13 protein-coding genes are annotated in these 11,794 nt (G+C 48.7%); 12 read left to right on the top strand and 1 reads right to left on the bottom strand.

The annotated features are described in order from the left end of the window. Positions 1 to 173 precede the first annotated feature (173 nt). The 3 genes from NB647_RS06345 (at position 174) to NB647_RS06335 (ending at position 4,073) form a co-directional block, all read left to right on the top strand. The gene (locus NB647_RS06345) at positions 174 to 1,742 is read left to right on the top strand and encodes an autotransporter outer membrane beta-barrel domain-containing protein (RefSeq protein ID WP_269282457.1); all 1,569 of its coding nucleotides are present in this window, start codon (positions 174 to 176) and stop codon (positions 1,740 to 1,742) included. Positions 1,743 to 1,761: 19 nt separating this feature from the next. Continuing rightward, entirely contained in the window at positions 1,762 to 2,343 is a 582-nt protein-coding gene (locus NB647_RS06340) for an autotransporter outer membrane beta-barrel domain-containing protein (protein WP_332880343.1), read from the top strand. A 581-nt stretch (positions 2,344 to 2,924) separates the two neighbouring features. Beyond that, the gene (locus NB647_RS06335; protein WP_269282456.1) at positions 2,925 to 4,073 is read left to right on the top strand and encodes a hypothetical protein; all 1,149 of its coding nucleotides are present in this window, start codon (positions 2,925 to 2,927) and stop codon (positions 4,071 to 4,073) included. 150 nt (positions 4,074 to 4,223) lie between these two features. On the opposite strand, the gene NB647_RS06330 is transcribed toward NB647_RS06335, so the two are convergent. Continuing rightward, on the bottom strand, positions 4,224 to 4,373 hold the full coding sequence (locus NB647_RS06330) for a hypothetical protein (protein WP_269263764.1): 150 nt from the start codon (positions 4,371 to 4,373) through the stop codon (positions 4,224 to 4,226). A 120-nt stretch (positions 4,374 to 4,493) separates the two neighbouring features. Here NB647_RS06330 and NB647_RS06325 point away from each other — a divergent pair, with 120 nt between their 5' ends. From NB647_RS06325 to NB647_RS06285, 9 genes are all read left to right on the top strand, one after another. Next, entirely contained in the window at positions 4,494 to 4,886 is a 393-nt protein-coding gene (locus tag NB647_RS06325; RefSeq protein WP_269281762.1) for a helix-turn-helix domain-containing protein, read from the top strand. A 599-nt stretch (positions 4,887 to 5,485) separates the two neighbouring features. After that, the gene (locus NB647_RS06320) at positions 5,486 to 5,755 is read left to right on the top strand and encodes a hypothetical protein (RefSeq protein ID WP_269265827.1); all 270 of its coding nucleotides are present in this window, start codon (positions 5,486 to 5,488) and stop codon (positions 5,753 to 5,755) included. Then, a complete protein-coding gene (locus NB647_RS06315) occupies positions 5,748 to 5,969 on the top strand; it encodes a hypothetical protein (protein WP_269265826.1) in 222 nt (73 codons plus the stop codon). Before NB647_RS06320 ends, NB647_RS06315 begins: the two co-directional genes overlap by 8 nt. Positions 5,970 to 6,499: 530 nt before the next feature. Beyond that, positions 6,500 to 7,474: a hypothetical protein gene (locus NB647_RS06310; RefSeq protein WP_269282455.1), complete on the top strand. Its 975-nt coding sequence runs from the start codon at positions 6,500 to 6,502 to the stop codon at positions 7,472 to 7,474. 159 nt (positions 7,475 to 7,633) lie between these two features. After that, positions 7,634 to 8,677 (top strand): glycosyltransferase family 2 protein, encoded by a 1,044-nt coding sequence (locus NB647_RS06305; RefSeq protein ID WP_269282453.1) that lies wholly within the window; start codon positions 7,634 to 7,636, stop codon positions 8,675 to 8,677. Positions 8,678 to 8,862: 185 nt separating this feature from the next. After that, positions 8,863 to 9,396, top strand: a complete 534-nt coding sequence (locus NB647_RS06300; RefSeq protein WP_269263760.1) for a phospholipase D family nuclease — start codon at positions 8,863 to 8,865, stop codon at positions 9,394 to 9,396. 79 nt (positions 9,397 to 9,475) lie between these two features. After that, positions 9,476 to 9,739, top strand: coding sequence for a hypothetical protein (locus NB647_RS06295; RefSeq protein ID WP_269282451.1), 264 nt, complete (start codon positions 9,476 to 9,478; stop codon positions 9,737 to 9,739). Positions 9,740 to 10,066: 327 nt separating this feature from the next. Beyond that, on the top strand, positions 10,067 to 10,504 hold the full coding sequence (locus NB647_RS06290) for a single-stranded DNA-binding protein (RefSeq protein ID WP_269282449.1): 438 nt from the start codon (positions 10,067 to 10,069) through the stop codon (positions 10,502 to 10,504). Between the two features lie 383 nt (positions 10,505 to 10,887). Then, entirely contained in the window at positions 10,888 to 11,091 is a 204-nt protein-coding gene (locus tag NB647_RS06285) for a hypothetical protein (RefSeq protein ID WP_269263758.1), read from the top strand. Positions 11,092 to 11,794 lie beyond the last annotated feature (703 nt).

Below are 11,794 nucleotides of genomic sequence, written 5' to 3'. Positions count from 1 at the left end.
GAAATTCATCGTCCGTTTCCAGTAGGGAATGCCTTTCGTATAAAAAGAAAAGACATTCATAAATATTTAAAAACAGATACTTGCAACCGTTCTAACTGTCACATATGCGTATTAACGGCTCTTTTAATGCGTATTAGCAGATATTTGCCCTCATTGCTTACAAGGAACGAGACATGAAGAAAACATTACTGGCCGCCGCTCTGGCCGCGGCGATGCCATATGTAGCGATGGCAAACGATATCGGAACAGTGACGGTTGATGGCACAGAGCAATCCGTCAACATGGGGAATTCTCAGGTTTCCATTGGGGAAAGTGCCAATACCGTAGCGATTAACGGGATGGGCAAGCACGGTATTTTAGTGAGTGAGCAAGGTAAGGAAGCAACCGTTCTTGGCAGCGATATTACCGTGACGAGTGATACCACTGAGACAATAAGAGCAAGTAATGGTGGTGTAGTTAAGTTGGGAGGCAGCAATACCAAAACGGTTGACCTGACGGGACCCGATACCGGGTTAGTAGCTTTAACGGGCGGTCAGATAAATGTCCAGACCGAAAAACTGACGATTTCCGGCGGTGATTATGGTATCTGGGTGCAAAACAATACAGAGACAGCAATCGCACCGGAAGGGGCATCTTCCCTTACCATCAATGCCAAAGATACGGTTATCAATGCTAAAGCAAACGGAATCGAAGCACTTTCCAACGGGCAACTCACGATCAACGGCAATTTGACAGTCAATGCACAAAGAGCCATTGAAACGAGAGGCAATTCCACTGTCAATATCAATCAGGATGGAACAGGTACGGTCGTCTTGAATGGCGATGTCGCTTTCGCAACGCCGGGTTCCGCAGCCAATAGCGGCAATGTTATCGAGTCCAATGTCAATATCAATCTGACGACAGCCGGTTCATCATGGACAGGCAATGTTCTGAAAGAATATCCTGAAGCCAATAAGGACAACACAAATTATACCGAAGTCAATCGGGGCATTACCCTGAATCTATCCAATGGCGCACAGTGGAATCCGACAGTTATTGAAAACAGTGAGGGTCCCGCAATAGTGAACGAACAGGCCCTCAACAAACTTGACTTGAACGACGGCGTCATCAACATCAAAACGGCAGGACAGGAAGTCAAAGTCGACAACCTGTCCGGAACAGGTGGAACCATCAACGCAACCGCGCAGAAAAAAGAAGATGGCAAGCTGACCAGCGCGAAACTGCAGGTCGGACAAGTCGATTCAACAGCAGGGGCACCGCATCTTGCCGTCAACTACCAGGGCATAAACGCCGATGATCTGGGTGCCGATACCGCGTCAGCCATAACACAACTGGCAAGCAATATACAGGCACAAGGGGCGGCCCAGACCCAGACTGTCGCGGAAGGGGATGTCGCCGGTGCGGTTGTCGCACAGGTCAATGAAGACGGCAACGTTTCCGCAGTAACCGAATCCGCAAACAGCGTGATGGGTTCACTGCACCAGATCGCACAGAACAATTTTCTGGTTTTCCGCAGCCAGATGAATGACATGGACAAGCGCATGGGAGATTTGCGCACCATGCCGCAGGCATCCGGCATGTGGGCCAGAGCCATCGCCGGACAAAGCGAATACAAAAGCATGCACAACACTTACCAGACCCTGCAGATCGGTGCGGATCACCGGATCGGCAATTTCCTGATCGGTGCCACAGCCAGCTATACCGACGGAGACGGATCGCTGAAAAAACGGTTCCTCCGATGACAAGAACTACAATTTCGGTCTGTATGGCAGCTGGCTGGGAGATGACGGACAATTCGTCGATGTGACCCTGAAACGCCACCATACCCAAAGCGACTACGATCTGTATTACACACGGGGAGAAAAAGTGGACGGCAGCATGCACACCTCCGGAACGTCCCTGTCCGTGGAATATGGACGGCGCTTCAACATCGCCAACACCAATTACTATCTCGAACCACAGGCTGAATTGATGTACGGCCACCTCGACAGTGCGGACTACACAACCAGCAATGGAGTCAGAATCAGTCAGGATGCCATCAAGAGCCTTGTCGGCCGTCTCGGCATCGCGGCCGGATGGGTCTCTCCGGAAAAAACCGGCAGCGCCTACATCAAGGCCAGTGTATTGAACGACTGGGAAGCCGAATCCGACATTCGTGCAAGCAAGGACGGAATCAGCCGCAAATACAGTGAAGACATGGGAGGAACCTGGGGAGAATTCGCACTGGGCGGCACCTGGAACATCAACAAAAACTTCGCCGCCTACGGAGAAGTCGAAACCACAGCAGGCAACCCGGTCAGAACCACCTATCAGGTCAGTGGAGGTATCCGCTACAGCTTCTGATGCATGACAAACCGGATGGGAATCCATCCGGACTTCCCTTTGTTTTCTTTCCTGCCTGCCTGAAAGAGGGTGGGCAGGTTTTTCGATGTTCAGGACGGCTACCGGATCCTGTCTCTTTCCGTTTCAGTCCAAAACCGGCCGCAGGCCCGGCATCCGGCTCTGATGGAGCTGTCCGCCTGATACCATTTTCTCTGAAATCCTCGCGTCCGGCTGTTTTCGTTCACAAAACGGTTTCACCTGCATGTCTCTCCCCTCTTCTGTTTTCTCCGGTTCGGAAAAAATGACGGGATGTTTGTTTTTTGGCCACGCTTCTGTTTTGGTGATCAGGCGATATGACCAACGGCAGAATATGCTTTTTGGCGACGGTTTATGTGTTCTTTTTTCGCTTGCCGCTTCAGGGAAAAAATCCTGTGAAGCACTTCGACAAAAGCCTGAATGGGACAAAACAGTTTTCCCCTGTTTTTCCGGGACAATTGGTATTTTTCCCATATTGTTGGCAAAATGACGTTGTACAGGAAAAATGACCGGCAGAGTTTCTCATTGCCATGAAAAGTTCCTGCATTTCATGTGAACCGGTACATATGGCTGGCCTGTCTGCCGGACATACCATTTGCGGGATTGTCCGGATAAATGGCGGTATGCCGGTTCCGGAACGGAAAAAACGTTATTCCTCCTTTACGGTTTGTCAGCAAATGCTTATCGATATTATTGAAGAAATTTCCGTCGGTACCGTTATCGTCCTGGTGTCTTCCCTGATCGCCTGGCTGTATCATATCCGGCAGCTTTATGCGACGGCACCCGTTCTCTTCCAGAATGCCTCCGAAGGCAAGGATGACGCGATTTACCAGATCATCGTTTCCAATCGTGGCAATCAGGTCGAGGAAAATGTCAGGGTCGAGCTGGACCCTTCCGTTTCGGCTGAAATCGTCGCCGCCAACCTGTCCGGTGTGGTACTGGAAAATTCGGTCATCCGGATAGAGCGCATCCATAAAAAACAGGAAGTCAATTTGCTGCTTCGGGTAAAGAACGCCAGATTCGATTTTTCGAAAATCCTGTCGGTGTCGTCCAATGAGACAACCGGAAAAATCTGCAAATCCCCGCGTGATATTCCTTTCAATTACGGGATCAGCGCGCTGGTCGTCAGTGTCCTGATCGGGATTTTTCCCATTCTTTACTATGCAGGACAGGTCGTCGAATATATTGACGACAGATTCGAGGAGAAAAACCTGAAAGCCGTCAGCAATCAGGGCTGGAGCAATCTGGATGATTATCAGGAATCCGATCTCCGGCAAAGTTACAGCGATAACGAATTTCCCGTCAGGCTGGTCGGTATCAAAAAGAAAGCCGATTACAGCGGGACAGCCATACCCGCCGGGTTGAAAGATATCTGGAACCAGCTTGACGAAAAGAAAAGCGTGCTTCTGAAATACGAAATCAACAACAAGACGGCATCCGATCTGGGGGTTCTGGCATTCAGAAAAGGTGTCCGCAATGCCATGCCCTTCTACAGGAATGTCAGTCCCCTCTCGAAAGAAACTATTTTCATTCCGGTGAAAACGGTTCCCGCCTCGGGAATCGTCAGGACGGAATTCATGTTCCGACTGAATGACGAGTGGCTTGACCGGATCGACCATTCGGTCAATACCGGTACATTGAAAGAAGCAACCGGCCATTTGAAACAGACTGTCATCAATCCGAAGCCGGGCAAGTCGCAGGTAGCCCTGCAATAAACAGATCGTCTGGTCTGTCGGACAGCTTTCCGGCTGGCGACAATGCAAGAAAAGGCTTGTCCCGAATAACGTCTTGCCTGTCGGTCCCGTATTTTCCCGTACGATTCCCAACCGGCCCGCATGTGGAAAAGAACGGGACTGTTTCTTTCGTCAGCCGGGTGTCGTGGTGTACGTCGCGGCGATATCATGGATGAATCCGGTTCCCGCCAGCCGGCCTGATGGTTCCATATCGGCAAAGCGGAAGCGATGCAGCAAAACGGTAACGGGTATTTTTTCCGTCCGGGATTGGGAACGCATCATGAAACGGATCCCGAATTGTATTCAGGTTACACTTATTTTAATGGATGAGTCCGGTTTGGTAATACAATATGCAGAAATGTTCACCAATCCCTTTTTGCATGAGGGTCTGTCTGTTTTTCCATGGATAAAATTGCCAAAAGAATCGAAGATTGCCGACACGGCAAAAATATCAGCCAGTCCGAGCTGGCACGGAAAGTCGGTGTCACACCGCAGGCCGTGCAGAAATGGGAAAAAGCCAAAACCGTTCCACGGGGTGCCACTTTGCGGCGACTGGCCGATGTGCTGGGAGTGTCGCCGGCCTATATCCAGTTCGGTATAACGACATCCGTTTCCGATACGTTTTCTGTCGAACAGGAAACACCGGATTATGTCGTGGTCCAGCGGGAAAAACAGGATGACTGGCCTTTTTCGGTGACAAGGGAACAGTTCAGCCGGTTTTCCGAGGAACAGCGTTCGCTGATCAATCGCTATATCGAGATTCTCTGGCAATCGATCGAAAAAAAAGAATCCTGACGCTATCCGGTGATTTTACCGAACAGCGCTTTTTTCGCCAGGGCACGAGAGATTCATCCGGTTCACACATATCTGCACGACAGACTTTTTTACCACTTCAGGCACCTTTGTACGGTTTTTTCTGTTTTTGATCATGATGATCCGGCATGTTTTGCAGGGATCCGAAGAGGATCATCGTTTCTTTAAGACTTCCTGTTGATTTTTAGCAATTTTGCGCAAGTTGATATTTATATACTCCATATCTGTATTTTTAAATGTTTCAGCACAGAAAGATTATATATTTATATATCCGAAAATTGTAAAATCTCTGCCAGATTCATGACCGGGGGGGGGAAACCCCCGGCAATCCGTTTTTTCACAAATTCCGTTCATCTTCTGCCTGGGGATCCCGCACTTTCGATGCAGCTGAAGTCTAATAATGGTCTTGGCAAGCAATTCATCAGATTTTCTTTTTATTGCAACTTAGAGTTGTAGACAGTTACTTTATGCTGTAACATTCGGATGCAGAAGTTGTAACTTTTGGTTTAAATGAAGAGCCGTTTCTTTTCGGAAAGGAAGGCTCTGATGATTGACTGAATCAGGATGGGACTAATTTGGATATGAAGGAAAGACTGACCAATATTCACTTCGAGATTATCCGGAATTCGATATGTACCAGCCGTGAAATCGCTGACAGTGTCGGCGATTTCATTTTGCGGTGCACAACGGACAGCGAATTCGCCGAAGTGGCTGTTGCTCTGATGAAAGATGACAAGGATGAGGTTTTCACACTGATGAAGAAAATACTGAACGAGGCGATATGGTACATGGCTGAAGAACAATCGGAAGAAGGAGACAGCCAGGAAGGAAAAAGTGATTACGATGACTGACCATGCAATGATAGTGGAAGGGCTTGAAATCAGTATCAGTGCCCTGGTCCAGTCGATCAACGGGCTGATGAAACGGGAAGAAAAACTGCTGGAAAACGGACAGAATGCACGTGCCCGGGAAGTCCGGTCTGTCATCGAAAGGCTTTATGTGCTCCGCAATGAGCTGATACTGGTTCTGAACAGACAGAAACAGGAGAAAACGGAACTGACGTGAGCATGCCCACCGCGTGATGGTCTGACCCCGACTGCGGAATCGTTCGCTTTTTCGGAAAAGCGGCATATCGTTTATGCGTTCTTCCATTTTTATGAAGGATTGTCATTCATACTTGTCCACTTCTGCTGTGGACAAGTATGTGAACAACCTTTGTATAGAGGGAGAAATCCGATAAGAATGAACCGGTTGATACCGGTGCTGTTTTTTTGTTCGTTCCGCATTGCCCGGAGGGAAAATATCCCTTTTCATCGTCCGTATGAATCATTATTCCACAACGTTTTTTCCGGATAGGGAAGTTGTGAATATTTCTGACGGGAAAACAAACCTGTTTTCCTGAAAGCCTTTTCCCGGATACCGGCACATTGTCAGAATATCGCCAATACACCGTTTCATTTTGCCTGTATCCGTTACCGTGAACCGGCATGCTTCCTTTGAGAACACTCAAGACCGTTTTTTTCTTCTGACGCGAGAATGGTGGAACCGTTGCAACAGGCGGTTGCCTTTCACTGTCGATCTTACTGGGAACGGGTATGGAAATTCTTGAAAATATCGCGGCAGGTGTGACGATCGTTCTGGTTTCCTCCCTGATCGCCTGGCTTTATCACATCCGCCAGCTGTATGCCACGGCACCGGTTCTTTTCCAGAAAGCGTCCGGCCATCAGGATGGGGCTGTTTTCCAGCTTGTCATTTGCAATCGCGGCAATCAGGTGGAGGAAAACGTGGAAGTGGAACTCGCCCCTTCCATCAGTGCCGAGGTCGTCGCCACCAATCTTCCCGGTGTGACGCTTGACGGCCCGGTCATCCGCATCGAGCGCATTCACAAAAAGCAGGAAATCAATCTGTTGCTGCGGGTGAACGGCGACACGTTCGATTCATCGAAAATCCTTTCGGTTTCATCCCATGACACGCATGGAAGGATTTGCAAATCCCTGAAAGACATTCCTTTCAACTACGGTATGACGGCTCTTGTGGCTGTCATCCTGACGGGTATCATTCCCCTCGCCTGGTATCTCTGGCAGGTTTTCGGATATGTCGAGAAAAAAGTCGATGAACAGAATCTGGAAGCGGTCCGTGATCAGGGCTGGAACAATCTTGACGGATACCGCGGCTCGGATTTGAGGAAAAGTTACAGCGACCGTGAATTTCCGGTCAGATTCACCGGAATCGGGAGAAAAGCTGCGGTCGATCCGGCATCGGTTCCGTCCGGTCCGCAGGGGGACTGGCAACGGATGGACGATGAAAACGGCATGTTTCTGAATTACGAAATCAACAACAAAACGGCTTCCCCCGTCGGGGTGATGGCGTTTACGAAAGGGATAGACGGATCGGTTCCGTATTATGCCGATGTCGCCCCGCTTTCAAAAGAAAGCATGATCATACCCGTCCATAGTATTCCGGATTCTGGAAACGTCAAGGTCGAATTTCTGCTGAAGATGGATGATGAATGGCTCGAACGTATCGAACATTCCGTCAATACGGGACGAAAATTCATGCCGGATGGTTGATAACGGGAAAAACAACCGGCAAGAAATCATGTTAAAAAAATTAAAATCTGTCATAATATTAAGGTTGTTCCTTTTGGAAAGTATTTTATTTTGCAGAAGGTTTCTTTGATCATGACTGTTCTGGCCCGTTTTCAGACCAGGTTATTTTCACTTCCAGAAATGTCTTCCATCCGTATCGCAATCGTCATTCCGGTTTATCAAGTAGAACGCTATATTCAGGAATGTCTTGACAGTGTTTTAAAACAGACACATGAAAATTTCATAGCGTTTCTTGTCGATGACGGATCAACGGACAGATCAGGAAGTATCTGTGATGATTACGCCCTGCGGGACAGTCGTTTCAGAGTCATTCACAAACCAAATGGCGGCGTTTCAAGTGCCAGGAATACTGCACTGGACAAGATAGAAGAAGATGGAACATTTGATTTTATCGCTTTTATAGACAGTGATGATTTTGTTTCTCCGTTTTTTCTCGAAAAACTGGTATCCGCCGTGGTTGATTACAATGCTGATTATTCCCTGTGCAATACGATTACATTCCGGGACGGCGAAACACCAGTGGAAAGAAAATTTTTCATTCCAGCTGAAAAACTTGATCAGACTGGTGTGCTGGAACAATATTTGGGATTGAATGGATGGAGAAAATACAAGAGCAAGAAGAAATCCCTGTTCAACAAACTGTTTTCTGCCCGTGCTGTACGTTCTTTCCGTTTTGATGCCCGCCTGAGAACGGGAGAAGATGTCAGATATTTTGCTGAAGTGGCGTCCAATCTGAAGACGGGGATTGTCGTCAATGATTCCCTGTATTTTTATCGTGTCAGAGAAGGCAGCCTGATGACTTCCCCATCGCCGCATGACAAGCCTGACCGAAAGAAACCGGCCAATGCTGATGTGACAGAGGAAACGGGAGATAACGGAACGACCGATCTGGGACTGGAGACGATCAAGATCTTCATGTCACAGGCTCCCGATGGCAGTGGCCTGTATTGGGCAATTCACGGACAACTGATCGATGCGCTCTGGAAAAAACTCAAAGGTGCCTATATCAAGGACAATCCCTCAGAAATCCAAGCATGCAAAAGCAAACTGAAAAACGAGATGCGCCCGATGAGGCATCTGAGCATGCGCCATTACAGAATGATGTTTTTGCTGGCCCTAGGCGATAGCATGATGCGAAATTATTGTTCTAGCAGAAAAAAATGAACCGTTGTTCGGGTGATATTTGCGAAGCCGTTCGTTGCATGGAACCATTGAGACTCATCGGATCATTGCAGTACTGAGGACTTTTTGGAGGCAGTTATCTTTGTGGAAATAACCGATATTGTTTCCTGAGAGATACATACGGATATAATAACGGTCCCGTTCATTTTTTATCCGGATTTGGTCAAATGACAAGAAGACTCCATCGTTTTTTCCTGTTCGGGCTGATCGTGCTTTTTTCGGCCCGGCTTCATGCACAAACCGTTATCGAAAGCGCATTTTCTCCTGATGACAGGGCCGAAGCACTGATCCTGAAGGTGATTGATTCATCGAAGGAAAACCTTCGTCTTGCCGCTTACGCCTTTACATCCCCGCCGGTCATGAAAAGTCTGCTCGCTGCCAAAAAACGCGGGGTGGACGTCAAAATCGTAGTCGATGAAAAAGGCAACCGTTCCAAGGCAAGCAAGGCGGCCATGAACCTGATGGTCAATGCGAATATTCCCTTGCGCACGGTTTCGAAATATCGCATTCATCATGACAAGTATATTGTGGTAGACGGAAGGCATGTTGAGACCGGCAGTTTCAACTACAGCAAATCGGCAGCCAGACACAACAGCGAGAATGTGGTCGTGATCTGGAACGATCCGGTCATCGCGAAACGCTATCTGAAACATTGGGAATCCCGCTGGAATCAGGGAACGGACTGGAAGTCGGAATACTGATCCTGCCGGCTGATCGAAAAGAAGGCCGGGCGTCGCCCGGCCCCAACACTCAGGGAAAGAACAAAACAGTGTTCGCAACATGAAACACGATTCTGTTGTCCATGATAAAGCATATAACGTGCCAGTTCAGCCTGATGCATTCATCGAAAAAAACAGGCCGTTTTCCCGCCCGAAAGATCCCGGGGTGGACAAGCAGCCTTTTCCGGGAATCGGGTCGTCACTTCCGGTTTATCGTTTTTTCGTTCATTTTTTCAGTGCTTCTCCCGTGAAATCGCTTTCTGCCTTGTCCCTGTCCATGATTTCCGGACTGACGGGCTTCGGAATTTTCGTCCCGGTGGTATAGACGGCCGATCTGAAAAATCCAACGGCTTCATCCAGTTCCCCAATAACGGCGATTCCCGTTTTGTCGATCCGCTTCCGGTTTTCCAGTTCGTTGATCAGAAATGCTGAAAGCGGTCATAAACCATCCGGCCAGTGCGGTGACAAAGGCATATTTGTACAGATTGGAAAACATGATTTTCTTGCATGGCTGAAAATGCCCCATTCTGGCGAGAATTTTTCCGTCATGAAGCGATATCGCTCAATTCCGGTGCAAGTAATCCTTTTTTCGTTTGCCCTGCAGGAAACATGACATCTTCCTTCCCGTCCTATTCCGTATCGAACGGAATGGATGGCGAGAGAAATGGCATCGGTCAACAAGGTGATTCTGATGGGAACGGTCACCACCGTTCCGGATTTCAGGGTTCTGGAAAACGGTACCATGATGGTCAATCTCCAGCTTGAGACCGTTTCCGCTGGTGAGACAGAAAAACACCATGTCATTTTTTTCGGTCATCTGGGAGAAATCGTCCTGCAATATGTCCATCAGGACATGCCGGTCTATATCGAAGGCAGGATCCGGAACCGGCAATATGAAGACAGAAACGGAAACCGGCATCGAGTGACGACGATTGTCGCACGGAAAATGCAAATGCTGGCAAGGAAAAAAACGGATGAACCACCGGTTTCCGATCTGTTCGGCAATGTCAATCTTTATAAACGGGTACGGGATGGCGAAGATGCCCTTCCCGATCTCGCCGATTTTGATGAAGGATACGAATGGTGGTAGTGGAAAACGGCAGGGTCGTGCCTGTTGTCACCGTGTAACGACGAACACGGCAAAACTTCCGGCTGTTTTTCCGCTCTGATGGTATCCTGGTATTCCATCCGGAGACGTTTATACCTGTCACCACGAATCCTTGTGCGTGTCCGTACTCTGGAGATCGGAAAGGTGAAACGGTTCCGGCATACGGGGACGGCAACAGTAACGAACCACAGCGATACCACTCGCGAAAACCGGTATATCCTTGTGAAAATGAGGAGATCGGAAAAGGCGAAGCGGTGGCAGCCCGACAACAGAAAACGGAAAATGCCGTCGATTCGACGGATACCTTGAAAAACGATTCCGCAGAACAGGCGGGGCACTGAACCGATACATACGGGAGAAAATTCATGCCTTTACCTCGTCCAAGAAAAAATGAAACGAAACAGCAGTTCATTTCGCGTTGTATTGCCGAAATGACGCTTTCAAAATCCGGGCGTTTCCCCGACCGTGCACAACGTGCGGCGATATGCTATTCGCAATGGGGCGAAACACCGCAGGAACGCAAGCAGCATGCCGGAACGCTGGAAAGAAAAAGAAGAAAGGATATCTGACAGACATGTCCGTTATCCGGCCGGCTTTTCGAACTGAAATCTGAAGGAAAACGACATCTTCTCTGTCCGGACAGCAGCAGTCCCTCCCGGTCGATAACCGTTCCGGCTGTCTGTGCATCCTTTTTCCTGACTGGCGACATTCAATCGTGCCGTTCGTATTTCCGACGACAAGCCGGTGATCACCGTTGAAGCGGACCATCCCGATTTCATGAAAATGAAACGTCGTGTGTTTGTAATTTACGACATAGCTGTTAAATGCCATGACACCTTGCATCCTGCTGTTTTTCCACCTTCATGCGCTTTATGCATCAGGGTACAGTTTTGCCGGCACATCCCGGATGGAAAGAAAAACAATTCCCGACAGTCCGGTTACTGAAAATGAATCGTTTTTTCGTCGCCCGCTATAATCGAACAGGACGGCACGATCTGGAGGGCGTGCGGATCGGAAAAACAGTTTTTACCTGCAAGGAAAGCAGTGACAGGCGGTTCCGGTTCGGGTATCTGATGAACGGCTTTTTTATGCCAGTGGCTACATGGACGATGCGGAGTGTTTCGTCAGCCGGTATCCGGAGAACGTATGATGTTGACCAAATCATCTGCCGGAGTGCACGGATGAGCATCCGGACGAAAACGGTCGGCAATTCGTACCATAAAGATCCGCCCGTTTATGGACGGAAAACCGTTCGGTTGTCGCCGGCCCTTG

This window comes from Oxalobacter aliiformigenes (assembly GCF_027116575.1).
GTDB lineage: Bacteria > Pseudomonadota > Gammaproteobacteria > Burkholderiales > Burkholderiaceae_D > Oxalobacter > Oxalobacter aliiformigenes.
The sequence above is the reverse complement of the archived record's forward strand: the minus strand, read 5'-3'. Positions and strand labels throughout refer to the sequence as shown.

What these genes read in the sequence shown, in the direction of transcription:
- NB647_RS06285 (WP_269263758.1), top strand. Translation starts at nt 10,888, where the DNA reads ATGCCTTTACCTCGTCCAAGAAAAAATGAAACGAAACAGCAGTTCATT.
- NB647_RS06320 (WP_269265827.1), top strand. Translation starts at nt 5,486, where the DNA reads ATGAAGGAAAGACTGACCAATATTCACTTCGAGATTATCCGGAATTCG.
- NB647_RS06335 (WP_269282456.1), top strand. Translation starts at nt 2,925, where the DNA reads ATGGCTGGCCTGTCTGCCGGACATACCATTTGCGGGATTGTCCGGATA.
- NB647_RS06325 (WP_269281762.1), top strand. Translation starts at nt 4,494, where the DNA reads ATGGATAAAATTGCCAAAAGAATCGAAGATTGCCGACACGGCAAAAAT.
- NB647_RS06295 (WP_269282451.1), top strand. Translation starts at nt 9,476, where the DNA reads ATGAAACACGATTCTGTTGTCCATGATAAAGCATATAACGTGCCAGTT.
- NB647_RS06300 (WP_269263760.1), top strand. Translation starts at nt 8,863, where the DNA reads ATGACAAGAAGACTCCATCGTTTTTTCCTGTTCGGGCTGATCGTGCTT.
- NB647_RS06305 (WP_269282453.1), top strand. Translation starts at nt 7,634, where the DNA reads ATGTCTTCCATCCGTATCGCAATCGTCATTCCGGTTTATCAAGTAGAA.
- NB647_RS06310 (WP_269282455.1), top strand. Translation starts at nt 6,500, where the DNA reads ATGGAAATTCTTGAAAATATCGCGGCAGGTGTGACGATCGTTCTGGTT.
- NB647_RS06290 (WP_269282449.1), top strand. Translation starts at nt 10,067, where the DNA reads ATGGCGAGAGAAATGGCATCGGTCAACAAGGTGATTCTGATGGGAACG.
- NB647_RS06330 (WP_269263764.1), bottom strand. Translation starts at nt 4,373, where the DNA reads ATGATGCGTTCCCAATCCCGGACGGAAAAAATACCCGTTACCGTTTTG.
- NB647_RS06315 (WP_269265826.1), top strand. Translation starts at nt 5,748, where the DNA reads ATGACTGACCATGCAATGATAGTGGAAGGGCTTGAAATCAGTATCAGT.
- NB647_RS06345 (WP_269282457.1), top strand. Translation starts at nt 174, where the DNA reads ATGAAGAAAACATTACTGGCCGCCGCTCTGGCCGCGGCGATGCCATAT.